General features: G+C 66.2%; 23 protein-coding genes and 2 pseudogenes. All 25 read left to right on the top strand.

Annotation, left to right across the window (positions count from 1 at the left end; translation table 11 throughout):
• Positions 1-299: 299 nt before the first annotated feature.
• Positions 300-377: pseudogene (locus JWP65_RS20175) on the top strand (hypothetical protein); the annotation flags it as partial.
• A gap of 38 nt (positions 378-415) precedes the next feature.
• Complete coding sequence (locus JWP65_RS13845; RefSeq protein WP_299764666.1) at positions 416-670, top strand: VOC family protein; 255 nt, start codon at positions 416-418, stop codon at positions 668-670.
• A 208-nt stretch (positions 671-878) separates the two neighbouring features.
• Positions 879-1,223, top strand: a complete 345-nt coding sequence (locus tag JWP65_RS13850) for a hypothetical protein (RefSeq protein ID WP_299764669.1) — start codon at positions 879-881, stop codon at positions 1,221-1,223.
• A gap of 1,068 nt (positions 1,224-2,291) precedes the next feature.
• A complete protein-coding gene (locus tag JWP65_RS13855) occupies positions 2,292-2,513 on the top strand; it encodes a hypothetical protein (protein WP_299764671.1) in 222 nt (73 codons plus the stop codon).
• A gap of 73 nt (positions 2,514-2,586) precedes the next feature.
• On the top strand, positions 2,587-2,844 hold the full coding sequence (locus JWP65_RS13860; protein WP_299764673.1) for a hypothetical protein: 258 nt from the start codon (positions 2,587-2,589) through the stop codon (positions 2,842-2,844).
• Positions 2,845-3,227: 383 nt separating this feature from the next.
• Complete coding sequence (locus JWP65_RS13865) at positions 3,228-3,515, top strand: DUF4256 domain-containing protein (RefSeq protein ID WP_299764735.1); 288 nt, start codon at positions 3,228-3,230, stop codon at positions 3,513-3,515.
• Between the two features lie 62 nt (positions 3,516-3,577).
• Complete coding sequence (locus JWP65_RS13870; RefSeq protein WP_299764737.1) at positions 3,578-3,715, top strand: DUF4256 domain-containing protein; 138 nt, start codon at positions 3,578-3,580, stop codon at positions 3,713-3,715.
• 572 nt (positions 3,716-4,287) lie between these two features.
• Positions 4,288-4,374 (top strand): annotated as a pseudogene (locus JWP65_RS13875) (BrnA antitoxin family protein); the annotation flags it as partial.
• 16 nt (positions 4,375-4,390) lie between these two features.
• Entirely contained in the window at positions 4,391-4,645 is a 255-nt protein-coding gene (locus tag JWP65_RS13880) for a hypothetical protein (protein ID WP_299764676.1), read from the top strand.
• Positions 4,646-4,719: 74 nt separating this feature from the next.
• Entirely contained in the window at positions 4,720-4,944 is a 225-nt protein-coding gene (locus JWP65_RS13885) for a hypothetical protein (protein ID WP_299764678.1), read from the top strand.
• Positions 4,945-5,090: 146 nt separating this feature from the next.
• Entirely contained in the window at positions 5,091-5,600 is a 510-nt protein-coding gene (locus tag JWP65_RS13890) for a hypothetical protein (protein ID WP_299764680.1), read from the top strand.
• A gap of 3 nt (positions 5,601-5,603) precedes the next feature.
• Positions 5,604-6,956 (top strand): c-type cytochrome, encoded by a 1,353-nt coding sequence (locus JWP65_RS13895; RefSeq protein WP_299764683.1) that lies wholly within the window; start codon positions 5,604-5,606, stop codon positions 6,954-6,956.
• Positions 6,957-6,979: 23 nt separating this feature from the next.
• Positions 6,980-8,779: a cbb3-type cytochrome c oxidase subunit I gene (locus JWP65_RS13900; RefSeq protein ID WP_299764685.1), complete on the top strand. Its 1,800-nt coding sequence runs from the start codon at positions 6,980-6,982 to the stop codon at positions 8,777-8,779.
• Positions 8,780-8,783: 4 nt separating this feature from the next.
• Positions 8,784-9,482, top strand: a complete 699-nt coding sequence (locus tag JWP65_RS13905; protein ID WP_299764687.1) for a cytochrome c oxidase subunit 3 — start codon at positions 8,784-8,786, stop codon at positions 9,480-9,482.
• A gap of 8 nt (positions 9,483-9,490) precedes the next feature.
• Complete coding sequence (locus tag JWP65_RS13910; RefSeq protein WP_299764689.1) at positions 9,491-10,186, top strand: heme-copper oxidase subunit III family protein; 696 nt, start codon at positions 9,491-9,493, stop codon at positions 10,184-10,186.
• A gap of 9 nt (positions 10,187-10,195) precedes the next feature.
• Positions 10,196-10,591 carry a cytochrome C oxidase subunit IV family protein gene (locus tag JWP65_RS13915; RefSeq protein WP_299764691.1) on the top strand — a complete coding sequence of 132 codons (396 nt, stop codon included), beginning with the start codon at positions 10,196-10,198 and terminating at the stop codon, positions 10,589-10,591.
• A 37-nt stretch (positions 10,592-10,628) separates the two neighbouring features.
• The gene (locus tag JWP65_RS13920) at positions 10,629-11,144 is read left to right on the top strand and encodes a DUF1269 domain-containing protein (protein ID WP_299764693.1); all 516 of its coding nucleotides are present in this window, start codon (positions 10,629-10,631) and stop codon (positions 11,142-11,144) included.
• 137 nt (positions 11,145-11,281) lie between these two features.
• Entirely contained in the window at positions 11,282-11,737 is a 456-nt protein-coding gene (locus JWP65_RS13925) for a metallophosphoesterase family protein (RefSeq protein WP_299764695.1), read from the top strand.
• A 34-nt stretch (positions 11,738-11,771) separates the two neighbouring features.
• Positions 11,772-12,707: a LysR substrate-binding domain-containing protein gene (locus JWP65_RS13930; RefSeq protein ID WP_299764697.1), complete on the top strand. Its 936-nt coding sequence runs from the start codon at positions 11,772-11,774 to the stop codon at positions 12,705-12,707.
• A gap of 163 nt (positions 12,708-12,870) precedes the next feature.
• Positions 12,871-13,770 carry an amino acid ABC transporter substrate-binding protein gene (locus tag JWP65_RS13935; RefSeq protein WP_299764699.1) on the top strand — a complete coding sequence of 300 codons (900 nt, stop codon included), beginning with the start codon at positions 12,871-12,873 and terminating at the stop codon, positions 13,768-13,770.
• A 106-nt stretch (positions 13,771-13,876) separates the two neighbouring features.
• Positions 13,877-14,635, top strand: a complete 759-nt coding sequence (locus JWP65_RS13940) for an amino acid ABC transporter permease (protein WP_299764700.1) — start codon at positions 13,877-13,879, stop codon at positions 14,633-14,635.
• 84 nt (positions 14,636-14,719) lie between these two features.
• Entirely contained in the window at positions 14,720-15,391 is a 672-nt protein-coding gene (locus JWP65_RS13945) for an amino acid ABC transporter permease (RefSeq protein ID WP_299764702.1), read from the top strand.
• Between the two features lie 83 nt (positions 15,392-15,474).
• Entirely contained in the window at positions 15,475-16,212 is a 738-nt protein-coding gene (locus JWP65_RS13950; RefSeq protein ID WP_299764739.1) for an amino acid ABC transporter ATP-binding protein, read from the top strand.
• 152 nt (positions 16,213-16,364) lie between these two features.
• Positions 16,365-17,396, top strand: a complete 1,032-nt coding sequence (gene pyrC / locus JWP65_RS13955) for a dihydroorotase (protein ID WP_299764704.1) — start codon at positions 16,365-16,367, stop codon at positions 17,394-17,396.
• Complete coding sequence (locus JWP65_RS13960) at positions 17,393-18,154, top strand: NYN domain-containing protein (protein WP_299764706.1); 762 nt, start codon at positions 17,393-17,395, stop codon at positions 18,152-18,154. The genes pyrC and JWP65_RS13960 overlap by 4 nt, the downstream gene beginning before the upstream one ends.
• The last annotated feature ends 5 nt before the right edge of the window (positions 18,155-18,159 follow it).

Here is an 18,159-nt window from a genome sequence, read left to right on the forward strand (position 1 = left end):
AGCGCGGGCGACCTGGTTGCCGTGCTGGCCGAAGGTGAGTCGGCCCCGACCCTGGCTGCCAAGCTGGCGGGCGAAGGCCAGGAGCGGCGGGCGTACCGCCGGTACGGCTAGGGCTGGATGGCGGAACGCTCTGTCGGACGTCACCGATGGCGCCAAGGGCGAACTGGTGCGTCGGCGCCGCGGGTGAAGGCGAGGTGGCGCCACTCATGTCGGCGAGCTGGCCGGACGAAGCCGCGGCCAAGGCATCGAGCGGGCTGCGCATGCCGGTCGCCGGTCAACTCCGACGTTAGTCGGCAGAAATGACCATCCTTCGAACAAACTTCGTCCTTGCAGTCCCCGACCTCCGTCGCTCTGCAGCGTTCTATCGTGACGTGCTGGGGTTCGGGATTCGAGAGATCGGTGCCCCGGCTGGCGGATGTACGTGCGTGACGAATGCCGCATCATGGCCGGTGAGTGTTCCGACGCGATCCCGCCGGCCCAGACAGGGGATCACTCATACTTTGCCTATGTCGTTGTCGTTGTCGATGCCATCGACGAGCTCTACGTCAAGGTCTTGGCGGCTGGCGTGGAGATGGTGAGGGCTCTTGCCACGGAGCCATGGGGCATGCGCGAATTCGGGGTACGCACCGTGGATGGGCACCGCATCATGCTTGGGGAGGAAGTGCCATGATGGTCACAGGCGCGCTGCCGGCTAAGAGGTCGTTCGACGCGGCGACGCAGCGGCAAATTCCTTCTCACTCACTCCAGCGCAGCCGACCACGCCCAAGCCGCCGGAAGAGCTTGTCGAGTACTCATACAACGAGTTTTTGCTTGACCTCCCAGAGCACTGGAGGCAACTCCCCACGCGTGAGGACAACTCGATCAACTGGTACTCCGAGATGGATAACGCCTCCATCACCCTGAGTGCAGACTTTTATCAAGTTCCCGATCAGAAGGCGAACGCACTTGCCGAGGTTTGCCTCAAAGGGCGGCACGACGCGATGGAAGCTCTCGCTCCTGGCCAAGTCACTGTCCTGCGTCGGAGCATCAAACCGCACTCGCAAGGCATTGGCTTGGAAATGAGCTACTCTGAGCAGATCCCGGGTCACACCTACATCTATCTGGGGTACGTCACCTCCCGCAAGGTCTTCAACTTTGGCCTTACTGGCGGTCCTGACGAGTTTGCGGCCGCAGACCTATTCAACAGAACTGTGCGGGAGCGCCTTCGTGTCATGCTGCCCTAACAGGTCGATCGACACGGACGCCCAGCGGCCTTCCGCGGCCTCGCCGCTCCACGCCCCGCCGGTCACGGTCATCTGCGACGTTCGACCTCACTGCAGCGCTCGCGGATCAAAAGCGGTAGAGGGACAGAATTGAACTGCTTTGTGAGCATGCCCTTCGCGGCGGAAGTCGACGACGTGTACGCCCTGATCAAATCTACGGTCGATGGCGTAGCCGCAGGCGGTACGCAAGGACGCTGTTTTCGTTTGGACGAGTCGCACCCAGCAGGAAGGATTAAAGACCGGCTTTTGGGTGAGCTGCGGTCTGCCAACATCTGCGTTGCGGACTCACAGACACCAAGCCAAATGTGATGTGGGAGCTCGGATTTGCCATGGCGCTCGGAAAGTCCTCCGTTATCGTGACTCAAAACCTGCCGTCGCTGCCTTTCGATATCGGAACATGCAGAGCATCGAATACTGCCGGAGTCGGCTGAACGCCACACTGCAAACACCTCTACGCCAGTCGATCCTCGACACCTTGGGTGGGCCCGGCGACGGCTCGCCGAACTGCAGGTGCAAGATCCCGCGGTGGCCGAGCGAATGCGTGCCTTCACGGAGCAGTTTTTCACGGTCGACCAAGTCTGCGGGCAGCGTGCTCCTTTCATGGTCCGGCTCATCAGCGAGGAGCCATGTCTTGCCATGGCGCGCTTCTGGAGGGACCAGCCGGGCTGAAGCTTCGCCAGTCACAGTGAGCGCTCTTGTCGGGCAACAAACCGCCCGCTCCCACATTCTCCGCCGACGAACAACGCAGCATCCGTGAGTTCGAACGGAGTTCCGCGTTTGCACAGCTGAGGCGGCCACCCCATTGATCGAGCAGGAACTTCGGGCATATTCCAGCCAGTTGCAGCAAAGGATGCGAGACGCTGCAGCAGGAAAATGACAGGCTCCGGCGCAAGTGGCCGAACGACCCGAGGGCGCGGCACTGGCCAGGTGGCACGGCTCCCAGCCCGGCCACTGTGCTTCAATGACTCGTGCCCCGCACCCCAGCGCCACCTGCGCTGGGGGTTGGGTGCGATGCACCGGAGACACCTCATGAATTCAACCAAGATCGTGGCAATCGCCCTTATCGCCGCCGGCGTGCTGGGCCTTGCCTATGGCGGCTTCAGCTACACCAAAGACACGACAGCGGTGAAGCTGGGCCCGATTGAGCTCACCGTCAAGGAAAAGGAGACGGTCAACGTTCCCATGTGGGCGGGCATCGGCGCCATCGTTGCCGGTGGCGTCCTGCTCGTGCTGGGCAGCAAGAAAGGGTAAGCAGAAGGCGTGAGCGGTGGCGCAGAGGGCGGGCGGGATGATCGGCTTCATCCAATGACAAGGAGGAGAGCTTTTGCAGTTCCTGCCCAAGCAATGCGCCATGACGCTCATTGCCTGTGCACGCGCCTGCGCAAGCAGTTTCGCAGAAGAGGCCGTTCGGCAGGCGCCCGTCTTCGCCCAGCCGTTCTACCGGTCAGGCAAGGCTGTGGGCGATGCGCCCATCGTGGCTGTTGCTGCAAACTACGACCAGCTCCTCGCTGCCAGCGGCCCGGCCGCCACCGAGCAGGTGGTCCGCGGCATCCAGGTGGAGCCGGCGCTCATCACCCCATGACACTGATGGTCCTGGCAATCCTGCACTACGACGTCGGGCTGCGCGATAAAGCGGTGTTCTGGTTCTATCTCGCCAAGGACCGGTATCGATCATCCTTGACAAGCCATCTTCCTTGAGCAGATCCGGGCCAGACCCGGCGACCGCAAGGAGTGCTGCAGGCCCCGATCGCGAACCTCAAGAACGATGCCGCCAGAGGCCGGATCCATGCAGCGCCCGGAAATGCAGGACAGGCTGGCCGCTGCCAGGAAGAAGAATGCAATGGATGCGAAGTATTGCTGGTGAGCTGACAAGCTCCGCGAACACCCACGAAAGCACAAGACCGCCAACAGCTACAAGACCGCCAACAGCTGCTTGCGGCCTTGCAGGCGCGCGTCGTGCAGAACATGCAGCGCCACAAGGGCGTCGCCTGGGACGACGTCGTCCTGGCCGCGCTCGAAGGCGATCCCGCCGCCCTCGGCTCACTGGCTGCGATGGAGGCGAGCGGCGGGGAGCCCGACCTGATCGGCAAGGCCGAGGGGGCTGGGCGCTTCCGGTTCTGCGATTGCTCAGAGGAGAGCCCGGCCGGCCGCAGGAGCATCTGCTACGACGGCTCGGCCTGCGAAGCGCGCAAGGAGAACAAGCCGCAGGGCAGTGCCGTCGAAGGGCGGCCGAGATGGGCGTCGGGTTGTTGATGGAAGAACAGTAGCGCGCCCTGCAGAAGCTGGGCGAGCTCGACGCCAAGACCTCCAGCTGGATCAACACGCCGCCCGAGGTTCGCGCGCTGGGCGGCGCCTTGTTCTGCGACCCCCGCCACGGCAAGGTGCTCGTCTATTGCAACGGCGTGCAGTCGTGCTATGCCGCGCGGGGCTTTCGCGGCGCGCTCTCGCTGTAGCACGCCAGTCGCCTGTTCCGCGGGTGTCGCCTTCTACCATGCGCTTGGCGTCCTGCTGGTTGCATGTGCGGCCTGAGGGTCGATCCACACTGACGGCCTGTCGGCGCCCGGCTTCTTCTAGACGCCAATTCCACAATGCAGGTGGTTTGACGCGCCAGTTTTTGTCGCTGCAATAACCTGTGCGCGTGGTCTATGGTCCCGACAGAGCGCGAGCGCACCCCGCGGGAGCGCGGGTTGGACTTCGAGGATGCGGAACTCGTTTTTGCTGGCGTCACGCTTGAGGTCGAGGACACGCGCAGGCAGTACGGTGAGAACCGGATCATCTGCTTTGGCCTCCCTGCTGGCCGGCTGTACCCCGGGTGGCGCGGACCGCCATGTCTTCAGCATGAGGAAAGCAAATGGCCGTGGGCAAGCCCGTATCCCGCCGCTCCTTGCTGTCTGACCCGGCGCGTGTGGACGCGCACAGAATCAGGAAGAGCGAACACGAAGAACTTCCCGAGCTGACCGAGGAAATGCTGGCGCGAGCCAGGGTCAGGAAGGGGTGACGGCCGGCTTCGGCGAATCCGCTCAAGCTATTGACGTTGCGGCTCGCGCCGGACGTGGTCGAGCGATGGAAGGCGACGGGCCCAGGCTGGCATACCGCATGGCAGAGCGCCTGAGCGTGGACCGGTTCTCGTGGTGGCGATCGAACAGAAGCGGCGGCTGCGCTTCATCTACAACTCCAGAACACGCGTCGTCGAGCCGCAATGCTACGGTGTAGGAACCAGGGGAACCCAACTGCTGCGCGTTCACCAGTCCGGGGCCGAACGACACGAGAGACGGCTCCGCGATCAACACGATCTTTGCGCAGTTGTAGCGGCTGTGCAGCTGACCGAGGAAGGGACGGCGCAGACGGAACGTCTGTTCGACGAATTGTGCGGAAAGACCTGACTTCACCGCCATCCCGCCACCGCGAACCACCCGCGCAGATCCGAAGCTATTGCGAATCCGATGAAGAGGACGTCGTGCGCATCGCCCGGCCGACGGTGGAGGGCCGCCTGGTGCGCGGCGTCAAAGGCTTCGACGTCGGCGATTCGCTGCGGGCCAGGCTGGTCGGCGTCGACGCGGCGCAAGGCTTTGTCGACTTCGAGCGGGTTTGGGCGGGCGTCCAGCCCGCGCCGGGGCCCTGCAACCGGAGGACGCGCCGCAGTCTCCACTTGCGTTGCCGCTCCAACAGGTGTAGAAAATGAATCGAGCTGCCGCGGCAAGCGCGAGGCAGCACCCGAGGACGTGTCGTGGTCCCAGGCCCCAGCCGGCGTCGATGCCGGCCACGCGGCCCGGTGGGGCAGCACACGATTGCCGGCCTGCGCCGCTATCCGCGGCAGAGGGAGTCACCATGGACACTCTCGTTGGTGTGGGTGGTTGGAAGTGGCGTGCGACGGACTGGACCGCGGCAGCGGTGTCGGGCTTCGCGGCCGGTGCGGTGCTGATGGTGCTCGACCTGATCTGGTCCGCGCTGTTCCACCCCGACGGCCCCTGGCGAACATCGCACATGATCGCGCCGATCTTCATCGGCACCGACGCGCTCAAGGCCACCGGTTACGGCTTCAGCGTCGGCGTGGTCGCCATCGCCCTGGCCACCCACTACCTGCTGGGCATGGTCTTCGGGCTGGTAATGGGCGCCGTGCTGACGCAGTTCAAGCTCGATGCCTCGGCCAGCCTGGCACTGGCGGCGGGCGCCATCCTGGGCATCGCGCTGTACCTGGTCAACTTCGACCTGCTGGTGGGCTTCTTCCCCTGGCTGGCCGAACTGCGCGGGCCGGCGACGATCGCCGCGCACGTGCTGTTCGGCGTCGTGACAGCCCTGCTGTACCGCAGACTGAGGCGCACCCGCGCGGAGCCTTGAGGCATGGCGATCGCCATCACCCTGGTGGTGCTGGCCCTCGGGTCGGTCCTGTTCCATTTCCTGAGCCCTTGGTACTTCACGCCAATCGCCTCGAACTGGCACACCATCGACACCACCATCGGCATCACGTTCTGGGTGACCGGCGTCGTCTTCGTCGCCATCAGCCTGTTCATGGCCTGGGCGATCCTGCGCTACCGGCACCGCGCAGACGGCCGCGCCTCCTACCAGCCTGAAAGCAAGAAGCTCGAGGCCTGGCTGGTGGTGGTCACGGCACTGGGCGTGGCCGCCATGCTGGCGCCGGGGCTCGTGGTCTGGGCGGACATCGTCCACGTGCCCAAGGAAGCCCAGGTGGTGGAGGTGGTCGCGCAGCAGTGGCATTGGTCGTACCGGCTCCCGGGCAAGGACGGCAGGCTGGGCACGGTGCACGCCCGCTACGTGAGCGACGCCAATCCGTTCGGCATGAACCCGGCGGATGCCAACGGCGCCGATGACGTGCTGCTGGAGCACCCCGAGCTGCATGTGCCGCTGGGCCAGCCGGTCAAGCTGCTGCTGCGGTCCAAGGACGTGCTGCACAACTTCGCCATCGCCCAGATCCGCGTCAAGATGGACCTCGTGCCGGGCCTGGTCACCTACTCCTGGTTCACGCCCACCCGCACGGGCTGGTTCGACCTGCTGTGCGAGGAACTGTGCGGCATCGGCCACTTCGCCATGCGCGGCCGGGTCGTGGTGGACGAGCCGGCCGTGTACCAGGCGTGGCTGCAGCGCCAGCCCACCGTGGCGCAGACGCGCACCCGGGTGCCCGGCGACGCTGTCGTCGGCAAGGCCTTGTACGCCACCTGCGCCGCCTGCCATGGCGCCGGCGGCGAGGGCAACCTGGCGCTCAACGCCCCCAAGCTCAGCGGCCAGGGCGCCTGGTACCTGGAGCGGCAGCTGAAGCAGTTCAAGCAAGGGGTGCGCGGCACGCATGACAAGGACGTGTTCGGCAAGATGATGGCGCCGATGGCGGGCGTGCTCGCCGACAACGCCGCCATCGCCAATGTCGTGGCCCACATCGCGACCTTGCCGGATGCGCGGGTGACGGCGACGGTCAAGGGCGACGCCGACCGCGGCCGCCAGCGCTTTGCCACCTGCGCCGCCTGCCACGGCGCCGACGCGCGCGGCATCGCGGCCACCAACGCGCCGCGCCTGCAAGGCATGAGCGACTGGTATATGGCCACCCAGCTGAAGAACTTCAGGGACGGCGTGCGCGGCGCCCATGCGCAGGACGTGTATGGCGGCCAGATGGGGCTGGTCGCGGGCATGCTGTCGGACGACGCGGCGATCGGCGACATCCTGGCGTACATCAACTCGCGTTGAGCGGCAAACGGGGAAAGCAATCGATGGCCACACACGTTGCACACGACGAATCGGACTTCGCGCCCCCCGCCGAGGTTGCCGAGGTCGAGCTGTACCACCCCAAGACCTTCATCGGCAAGTACGTTTGGAGCCAGGACGCCAAGGTGATCGCGCTGCAGTACGCGGTGACGGCCATCTCGATCGGCCTGGTGGCGCTGGTGTTTTCCTGGCTGATGCGGCTGCAGCTGGGTTTTCCGGGCAGTGTCTCCTTCATCGACCCCAGCACCTACCTGCAGCTGGTGAGCATGCACGGGATGATCATGGTGGTCTACCTGCTCACGGCGCTGTTCCTGGGCGGCTTTGGCAACTACCTGATCCCGCTGATGGTCGGCGCGCGCGACATGGTGTTCCCCTACGTGAACATGCTCAGCTACTGGCTGTACCTGCTGGCCGTGCTGCTGCTGGTGGCCAGCTTCTTCGTGCCGGGCGGACCCACCGGCGCCGGCTGGACGCTGTATCCGCCACAGGCCATCCTGGACGGCACGCCGGGCTCGCGCTGGGGCATCATCCTGATGCTGGTGTCGCTGCTGGTCTTCGTCATCGGCTTCACCATGGGCGGTCTGAACTACGTGGTGACGGTGCTGCAGGCGCGCACCCGCGGCATGACGATGATGCGGCTGCCGCTGACGGTCTGGGGTATCTTCATGGCCACCGTCCTGGCGCTGCTGGCGTTTCCGGCGCTGTTCGTCAGCGCCATCATGATGCTGCTGGACCTGACGCTGGGCACCAGCTTCTTCATGCCGGCGCTGGTGTCCAAGGGCCAGCAGCTGCCTTACTCGGGCGGCAACCCGCTGCTGTTCCAGCACCTGTTCTGGTTCTTTGGCCACCCCGAGGTCTACATCGTGGCGCTGCCCGCCTTCGGCATCGTGTCCGACCTGATCAGCACCCATGCGCGCAAGAACATCTTCGGCTACCGGATGATGGTCTGGGCCATCCTGGTGATCGGCGGCCTGAGCTTCGTGGTCTGGGCGCACCACATGTACGTCAGTGGCATGAATCCGTACTTCGGCTTTTTCTTCGCCACCACCACGCTGATCATCGCGGTGCCCACCGCCATCAAGGTCTACAACTGGGTGCTGACGCTGTGGCAAGGCAACATCCACCTGAACGTGCCGATGCTGTTCGCCATCGCGTTCATCTTCACCTTCGTCAACGGCGGCCTGACCGGCCTGTTCCTGGGCAACGTGGTGGTCGACCTGCCGCTGTCGGACACCATGTTCGTCGTCGCCCACTTTCACATGGTGATGGGGATCGCGCCGATCCTGGTGGTGTTCGGCGCCATCTATCACTGGTACCCCAAGATCACTGGCCGCATGCTGGACGACACGCTGGGCAAGGTGCACTTCTGGGTCACCTTCATCGGCACCTACGCCATCTTCTACCCGATGCACTACCTGGGCTTCATGGGCGTGCCGCGCCGCTACTACGCCATAGGCGGCACCAACTTCATCCCCGACTCGGCGCACCTGCTCAACGCCTGGATCTCGATCGCTGCCTTCGTGGTCGGCGCGGCACAGATCGCATTTCTCTACAACCTGGCAACCAGCTACTTGCGGGGCCGGCCGGCCGGCGACAACCCCTGGGAAGCCACCACGCTGGAGTGGCAGACGGCCCACACGCCGCCGCGGCACGGCAACTTCGGCAAGGAGCTGCCGGCGGTCTATCGCTGGGCCTACGACTACGGCGTGCCCGGACTCAAGAGCGACTTCATCCCGCAGAACGTGCCACCGGCGGAGGTGGCGGCCGAGGCCTGGGCCAAGGGCCCGGTGCCAGCGGGGAGGTAACGCCATGACCATCGGCCTGGTTTTCCTCACCGTCCTGATGGGCGTCATCGTGTGGTGGCTGTTGCGCCAGACCATCAACGTGCAGCCGTGGCAGGCGCAGGCGGCGCTGCCCGCAGCCGTGGGCGCGGCGGCGCCGCGGCCGGCGATCAAGGCGGCGCTGTGGGTGTTCCTGGGCGTGGCGACGTCGCTGTTCGTGCTGTTCGTCAGCGCCTATGCCATGCGCCTGGGCTTCGAAGACTGGACGCCGCTGCCGCGGCCCCGGCTGCTGGTGCTGAACACCGCGCTGCTGGCCGCCGCCAGCCTGGCGATGGAGTGGACGGTGCATGCCGGTCGCCGCTCCGACCGGGAAGGCGTCGCGCGAGGGCTGGTGGCCAGCGGGGTGTTGACCGCCGGCTTCCTGATGGGGCAGCTGGTGGTGTGGGGCCAGCTGCACAGCGCCGGCTACTTCATGGCCACCAGCGCCGCCACCGCGTTCTTCTACCTGTTCACGGCGGCGCACGGCCTGCATGTGCTGGGCGGCCTGGTGGCCTGGGCGCGCGCCGTGCTGCGGGTGCGGCGCGGGCCCGATCCGGCCGGCATCCGGCTGGCCGTCGAACTGTGCGCCACCTACTGGCATTACCTGCTGGCGGTGTGGGTGGTGCTGTATGCGCTGCTGGTGTCGGACGGCATCGGGCTGGCGATCTGTTCGTCCACCCCCTTGTGAGCCGAGCCATGACGCCGCAAGACACCGCCGGCCGCTGGGACAGCATCGTCGCCGACGTGGGCTCGGACCAACAGGCCTTCAAGGGCGTGCCGTGGGGCAAGCCGATGATGTGGGTCTTCCTGCTCAGCGACACCTTCATCTTCGGCTGCTTCTTGGTGTCGTACATGACGGTGCGCATGTCCACCACCGTGCCCTGGCCCAATCCGAGCGAGGTGTTCTCGCTGACGATGTTCGGCAAGAACGTCCCCTTGCTGCTGATCGCGATCATGACCTTCGTCCTGATCAGCAGCAGCGGCACGATGGCGCTGGCGGTGAACTTCGGCTACCGGCGCGACCGCAAGCTGACCTTCATCCTGCTGGTCGTGACGGCGGCGCTGGGCGCCACCTTCGTTGGCATGCAGGCCTTCGAGTGGTCCAAGCTGATCTCCGAAGGCGCGCGGCCCTGGGCCAACCCCTGGGGCGCGGCGCAGTTCGGCTCGGCGTTCTTCATGATCACCGGCTTTCACGGCACGCACGTGACGATCGGGGTGATCTTCCTGCTGATCGTGGCGGCCAAGGTGCGGCGCGGCGATCTCGACCACGAGCGGCCGGGCTTTCTCACCGGTCGCAAGGGCAACTACGAGATCGTCGAGATCATGGGCCTGTACTGGCACTTCGTCGACCTGGTGTGGGTGTTCATCTTCGCGTTCTTCTATCTCTGGTAGGGGCAAGCCATGGACCATGAAGACCATTCCCACGCCGCGCCCACCGGTTCGGCGGGCGCCGCGCACCAGCCGGGCCAGCAGCATCCGCTGGGCGTCTACTTCAAGATCTGGGGCCTGCTGTTCGTGCTCAGCGCGGCCTCGTACATGGTCGACTACATGCAGCTGCAGGGCCTGCTGCGCTGGACGCTGATCGTCGCGTTCATGCTGCTCAAGGCCGGCCTGATCGTCGCCGTGTTCATGCACATGATGTGGGAGCGGCTCGCGTTGATCTACGCCATCGTGGTGCCGCCGCTGCTGCTGCTGGTGCTGCTGGGTATCGGCGCGCTCGAGGCCGACTACACCTTCTTTACGCGTTCCGAATTCTTCGCCCCGGAGCTGAAACAGCAGCAGCCGGGCGCGCACTGACGGCCATTTCAAGAGGGCACCGCCCTGGGAGTTGACCATGCGCAGACGTATCTACTGGCTCCTGCCCGACCTGGAGAGCGCCCGGGCCACGATGGACGACCTTTTGCTCGCCCGCATCGAGGAGCGCCACATCCGCTTTGTCGCCCGCGAGGGCAGCGACATGTCGGACCTGCACGCCGCCAGCGTGCTGGAAACGTCCGACGTGGTCCGGTCGGCCGAGATGGGGCTGATCCTCGGGGCCGGCGTCGGCGCCTTGCTGGGCGCGCTGGTGGCCGTGCACTACCCGATCATCGGTGACGAGCCGCAATGGGGCCTGGCCGGGGCACTGGCCGTCGCCGGCGCGCTGTTCGGCACCTGGGCCTCGACCATGATCGGCATTTCCACGCCGAGCAAGCGGCTGACGCGGTTCATGCCGCAGATCGAGCAGGGGCAGCTGCTGCTGATGGTCGACGTGCCCGTGTGGCGGGTCCAGGAAGTCGAGGCGCGGCTGCTGGCGCTGCACCCGGAGGCGCACCTCGAAGGCACCGAGCCGGACATCCCGGCCTTCCCCTGAGGCGGCTGGGCGAAGCGCTTGGCCCCGATGCCGATCACGCCAGCCGCAGCCGTCGGCACCTGTCCGCTGGGCCAGGCTTGAACGAAGCTGACGGGCGCCACGCCACCGATCCGCTCGCCCGGCTATCCTCTTGCGCCATGCTCCGCATCGGCCTCATTTCCGACACCCACGGCCTGCTTCGGCCGCAGGTGCTGGCGTTCCTGCGCGGCAGCGACCACATCCTGCACGCCGGGGACATCTGCGAGCCGGCAGTCCTGGCCCAGCTGAGGACGCTGGCGCCGGTGACGGCGGTGCGCGGCAACAACGACCTCGGACCCTGGGCGCAGGAGCTGCAGGAGACGGAAACCGTGGTCTTCGGCGCGGTTCGCATCCACATGGTCCATGACCTGGCCGAGCTCGGGCGTGGCTGGCAAGCCACCGGCGTGCAGGCCGTGGTGTCCGGTCATTCGCACAGGCCGCGGGTGGAACAGCGCAACGGCGTGCTGTGGATCAACCCCGGCAGCGCCGGCCCGCGCCGCTTCAAGCTGCCGATCTCGGCCGGGGAACTGCTGGTGGACGGAGCTTCGGTCTCGGCCAGGCTGGTGGAGTTCTAGGCGACGCCCGCGCCAGCGCGGCAATAATCGGCGCATGGAAACCAAATGGCTGGAAGACTTCGTCAGCCTCGCCGAGACGCGCAGCTTCAGCCGCTCGGCCCAGTTGCGCCACGTGACGCAGCCCGCCTTCTCGCGCCGGATCCAGGCGCTGGAGGCCTGGGCCGGCGCCGACCTCGTGGATCGCAGCTCGTACCCGACCCGGCTCACACCGGCCGGTGAGACGCTCTACGCCCAGTCGCTCGAGATGCTGCAGGCGCTGCAAAGCACGCGCGCCATGCTGCGCGGGCACGCCTCGGCAGGCCTGGACGTGATCGAGTTCGCCGTGCCGCACACGCTGGCCTTCACCTTCTTTCCGGCCTGGGTCTCCAGCCTGCGCGAGAAGTTCGGCCCGATCAAGAGCCGGCTGATCGCGCTGAACGTGCACGACGCGGCCATGCGGCTGGTGGAGGGCAGCTGCGATGTGCTGATTTCCTACCACCATGCCTCGCAGCCGCTGCAGCTGGATGCCGACCGCTACGAGATGGTGACGCTGGGCCAGGAGACGCTGGCGCCGTACTGCAAGCCGGACGCGCGGGGCGAGCCGCTGTTTCGCCTGCCCGGTCGCGCCGGCCAGCCGCTGCCCTACCTGGGTTATGCCCCGGGCGCCTACCTGGGCCGGGTGACGGAGCTGCTGCTCAAGCAGGCCGGCATGCCCATCCACCTGGACCGGGTCTACGAAACCGACATGGCCGAGGGCTTGAAGGTGATGGCGATGGAGGGCCTGGGGGTGGCCTTCCTGCCGCACAGCGCGGTGCGCAAGGAACTGCGCGCGCACCGGCTGGTGGGGGCGGCGCCGGCCGACCTGCAGGCGCTGGAGATCACGATGGACGTGCGCGCCTACCGCGAGAAGCCGTCGGCCAAGGAGGCGCCGAAAAGCGCCGCCCAGGCCCTCTGGCAGTTCCTGGCGACCGAACTGGCCGCCAAAGGCTGACGGCGCGCTGGCTGCCGTTGCGGCACCCGGCACAAACCCTGCTTACGGTCCTGGGCCACCGCGCCTAAGCTTGGCGCCTTGAGGCTTCAGGGTATTCCCGGACTCCGGACGCCCCCTAGAATTTCGTTCAAGCATTCAGGCTCACGCCACCACAGGAGATTTCATGAAGAAGCAATTGCTGGCAATCGCCGTCGCGGCCCTCGCCGCCACCACCGCCATGGCGCAGGCCAACGACACCGTCGCCAAGGCCAAGGCCACCGGCGTGGTCACCATGGGTGTGCGCGAGTCGTCCGGCGCCCTGTCGTACACCCTGGGCGACGGCAAGTTCGCCGGCTACCACGTCGAAGTCTGCCAGCGCATCCTGGCCGAAGTCGAAAAGCAGGCCGGCCGCAAGCTGGAAATCAAGTACGCGCCGGTCACGTCGCAAAACCGCATCCCGCTGGTGCAGAACGGCACCGTGGACATCGAGTGCGGCTCCACCACCAACAACGCCACGCGCGCCAAGGACGTCAGCTTCCTGAACACCACCTTCGTGGAAGAAGTGCGCATCGCCGTCAAGGCCAGCTCCGGCATCACCAGCATCGCCCAGCTGGCCGGCAAGAACGTCGCCACCACCACCGGCACCACCTCGGTGCAACACCTGCGCAAGCACGAGCGCGGCGCCAACGTCAACTTCAACGAAGTGTTCGGCAAGGACCACGCCGACAGCTTCCTGCTGCTGGAAACCGGCCGCGCCGATGCCTTCGTGATGGACGGCTCGATCCTGGCCGGCAATATCGCCAACGCCAAGAACCCCAACGACTTCCGCATCGTCGGTGAAATCCTGAGCGTCGAGCCGATCGCCATCATGGTGCGCAAGGACGACGCCAGCTTGAAGAAGGTGGGCAACGACGTCATCGCCGGCCTGGTCAAGAGCGGCGAGCTGGCCAGGATCTGGGACAAGTGGTTCGTGCAGCCGATCCCGCCGAAGAACACCAAGGTGGGCCTGCCCGTCTCGGAAAGCACCAAGGCCGCCTGGGCCAACCTGAACGACAAGCCGATGGAAGACTACGCCAAGAAGTGATGGTGGCCTGAGTCCGCCGCGAGACCCCTGCCCGGGGCAACCCAGGCAGGGGTCTTGCGTTTGCGCACCTGCCCCATCAACATCGGCCACAAAGAGGAGAACAACAATGGCTTGGGACTGGCAGATCTTCTGCAAGGAGACCGCCACCGGCGAGCAGATCGCCGGCTGCTTCGGCAAGGGCGGCGACCAGACCTACCTGGACTGGCTGCTCTCCGCCTGGGGCTGGACGCTGACGGTGTCGCTGTCGGCGCTGGTGGTGGCATTGGTCGCGGGCCTGCTGGTGGGCACCTTCCGCACGCTGCCGAACAGCCCGTGGCTGTCTCGCTTGGCGAACGCGTGGGTGGAGCTGTTTCGCAACATCCCGCTGCTGGTGCAGCTGTTCCTCTGGTACTTCGTGCTGCCCGGCATCTTCCCCAAGCTGCAGGCCATCCCGTCGGTGTTCCTGGTGATCCTGGCACTGGGCCTGTTCACCTCCGCCCGAATCGCCGAGCAGGTGCGCGCCGGCATCCAGGCGCTGCCGCGCGGCCAGCGCTACGCCGGCATGGCCATGGGCTTTTCCACCGGGCAGACCTACCGCTACGTGCTGCTGCCGATGGCCTTGCGCATCATCATCCCGCCGCTCACCAGCGAGTCGATGAACATCCTGAAGAATTCCTCGGTGGCTTTCGCGGTCTCGATCGCGGAGCTGACCTTCTTCGCCCGCCAGTCGGGCGAGGAGACTTCGGCGCCGGTGCAGATGTACCTGGCCGTGACGGTCCTGTACGCCATCTCGGCCTTCACCATCAACCGCATCATGGCGTTCATCGAGAAGAAGGCGCGCGTGCCCGGGTTCGTGGTCGCCGGCGGCATCGGGGCAGGGCACTGATGAACCCCCACGTTCGTCACTGCGTGTACTCACTGCCGCGCGGGCAGGCCTCAACCTCCCCCAGGCGGCTCTGCAAAGGCTGACATGCTGGGCAACCTCGACCTCACTTTTTTCAGCTGGGACCTGCTGGCGCCCTACGTCGTTCGCGGCCTGATCTTCTCGCTGTGGCTGACGGTGGTGGCCACCATCGGCGGCATGGTGTTCGGCACCATCCTCGCGCTGATGCGCCTCTCCGGCAAGAAGGCGCTGGACATCCCGGCCGCCGCCTACGTCAACACCATGCGCTCGATCCCGCTGGTGATGGTGCTGCTGTGGTTCTACCTGCTGATCCCGTTCGCCATCGGCCGCCCGATCGGTGCCGAAATGTCCGCGGTGATCACCTTCGTCGCCTTCGAGGCGGCCTACTTCTCCGAGATCGTGCGGGCCGGCATCCAGTCGATCCCCAAGGGGCAGGTCAACGCCGGCTACGCGCTGGGCATGACCTACGGCCAGAACATGAAGCACGTGGTGCTGCCGCAGGCCTTTCGCAACATGCTGCCGGTGTTCCTGACGCAGACCATCATCCTGTTCCAGGACACCTCGCTGGTCTACGCCATCGGCGCCTACGACATGCTCAAGGGCTTCGAGACGGCCGGCAAGAACCTGGGCCGGCCGGTGGAGGCCTACCTGCTGGCAGCCGTGCTGTACTTCCTGATGTGCCTGGCGCTGTCGGCGCTGGTGCGCCGGATCCAGCTGAAGGTGCAGATCATCCGTTGAGAACCCAGGCCCCGCACAGGCTCCCGAAGTGGCTCGTGCCGCAGTGCACCGCACGGAGGTTTTACTGAATGAACGACAGACCCATGATCGAAATCAAGAACGCCTCCAAGTGGTACGGGCCGGTGCAGGTGCTGCAGGACTGCAACGTGAACATCAGCAAGGGCGACGTGGTGGTCGTCTGCGGCCCGTCCGGCTCGGGCAAGTCCACGCTGATCAAGACCGTCAACGGCCTGGAGCCGATCCAGCAGGGCGAGATCTTCGTCGACGGCATCCAGGTCAATGGCGCCCGGACCGACCTGCCCAAGCTGCGCAGCCGCGTGGGCATGGTGTTCCAGCACTTCGAGCTGTTTCCGCACCTGTCGGTCACCGAGAACCTGACCATCGCGCAGATCAAAGTGCTCAATCGCAGCCCCCAGGAGGCCAAGACCCGTGGCCTGAAGATGCTCGACCGGGTGGGCTTGATGCTGCACAAGGACAAGTTTCCCGGCCAGCTGTCCGGCGGCCAGCAGCAGCGCGTGGCGATCGCCCGCGCCTTGTCGATGGACCCGATCGTGATGCGGTTCGACGAGCCCACCTCGGCGCTCGACCCCGAGATGGTCGGCGAGGTGCTCGACGTGATGGTCAAGCTGGCCCGCGAAGGCATGACCATGATGGTGGTCACGCACGAGATGGGGTTCGCCCGCAAGGTGGCGAATCGCGTCATCTTCATCGACGTCGGCGGCCGGATCCTGGAGGATTGCGGCAAGGACGACTTCTTCGGCAACCCGGATGCGCGGCAGGAGCGGACCAAGGATTTCCTCGACAAGATCCTGGCGCACTGAAGTCATCAGCTTGAAATCGCTGCGCGATTTCAAGCTGGCCTGATCGGTGCGGGCAAGTCCGGCAAGTCCGGCTCTGGCCGGCAAGCGAGACCCCGCTGCAGGGCGTTCCGCGCGGTCCACGGCCACTGCGCTGGTCTGGGACAATCGGACCCATGAACGAAATCACCATCACCCGCCCCGACGACTGGCACCTGCACGTGCGCGACGGTGCGGCCATGGCGTCCGTGGTGCCGCATTCGGCCGCCCAGTTCGCCCGGGCGCTGATCATGCCCAACCTGCGCCCGCCGGTGACCACGGCCGCGCAGGCCGTCGCCTACCGCGAGCGCATCCTGGCTGTCGTGCCGGCCGGCGTCGCGTTCGAGCCGCTGATGACGCTGTACCTCACCGACAACCTGCCGCCCGAGGAGATCGCGCGCGCCAAGGCGGCCGGGGTGGTGGCGCTGAAGCTGTATCCCGCCGGCGCCACCACCAACAGCGACGCCGGCGTGACCGACCTGCGCAAGACCTACCCCACGCTCGAGGCGATGCAGCGGGAGGGCCTGCTGCTGCTGGTGCACGGCGAGGTGACCGATCCCGGCATCGACATCTTCGACCGCGAAGCCGTTTTCCTGGAGCGCCAGCTGGCGCCCCTGCGCCATGATTTCCCCGAGCTGAAGATCGTGGTGGAGCACATCACCACGCGCGAAGCCGCCCACTACGTGCGCGATGCCGACCGCTTCACCGCCGGCACCATCACCGCGCACCATCTGCTGTACAACCGCAACGCCATCTTCACCGGCGGCATCCGCCCGCATTACTACTGCCTGCCCGTGCTCAAACGCGAGGTGCACCGGCTGGCGCTGGTGGAAGCGGCCACCAGCGGCAGCGGCAAGTTCTTCCTGGGCACCGACAGCGCGCCGCACGCGGCGGTCCTCAAGGAGCATGCGCTGGGTTGCGCCGGCTGCTACACGGCGCTGACCGCGATGGAGCTGTATGCCCAGGCGTTCGACAAGGCCGGCGCGCTGGAGCGGCTGGAAGGCTTCGCCAGCTTTCACGGCGCCGATTTCTACGGCCTGCCGCGCAATGCCGGCAAGCTCACCTTGAAACGCCAGGACTGGCAACTGCCGCAAGCGGTGCCGTTCGGCGAGACCGAACTCAAGCCGCTGTGTGGCGGCGAAACACTGCCCTGGAAGGCCCTGTCATGAATCCCACCAAGCCCCGCGTCGCGCTGCTGATCGACGCCGACAACTCTCCGGCCTCCAAGATCGGCCTGATCCTCAACGAACTGTCGTCGTTCGGCGAGTCGAACATCCGGCGGGCCTACGGCAACTGGAAGAAGAGCGAGCTCAAGGGCTGGGAAGAGCTGCTGCACGAGCACGCGATCCGCCCCATGCAGCAGTTCGACTACACCAAGGGCAAGAACGCCAGCGACATGGCGATGGTGATCGACGCGCTAGACCTGCTGTACACCGACCGGCCCGACGCCTTCGGCATCGTCTCGTCCGACGCCGACTTCACCCCGCTGGTGATGCACCTGCGGGCCAAGGGCGCTGCTGTCTACGGCTTCGGCGCCCGCAAGACACCCGAGCCCTTCGTCAATGCCTGCTCGCGCTTCCTGTTCCTGGACGAACTGCAGCCGGCGGCCGGCGATGGCGATGAGGACCCGGCGGAGCCCGGCCGCACCCAGCGCCTGCGGCTGACGCCCGCCCAGCTCAAGCAGGATGCCAAGCTGGTCGCGCTGCTGCGCAACGCGGTGCAGGGGGCGGCGGACGACGACGGCTGGGCCTATGTCAACGCGGTCGGCAAGCAGATCGGCAACCAGGCTTCCTTCGACTCGCGCAACTACGGCTACTCCACGCTGACCAAGCTGCTGGCGGCCACCCAGCTGTTCGAGATGGCCGACGAAGGGCGCTCCAGCGTGTCGGTGCGCGAAAAGCCGGCGCCGGCCCGCGGCCGCCACTGAAAAGC

It is taken from the genome of Ramlibacter sp. (genome assembly GCF_028292805.1).
Lineage (GTDB): Bacteria > Pseudomonadota > Gammaproteobacteria > Burkholderiales > Burkholderiaceae_C > Ramlibacter.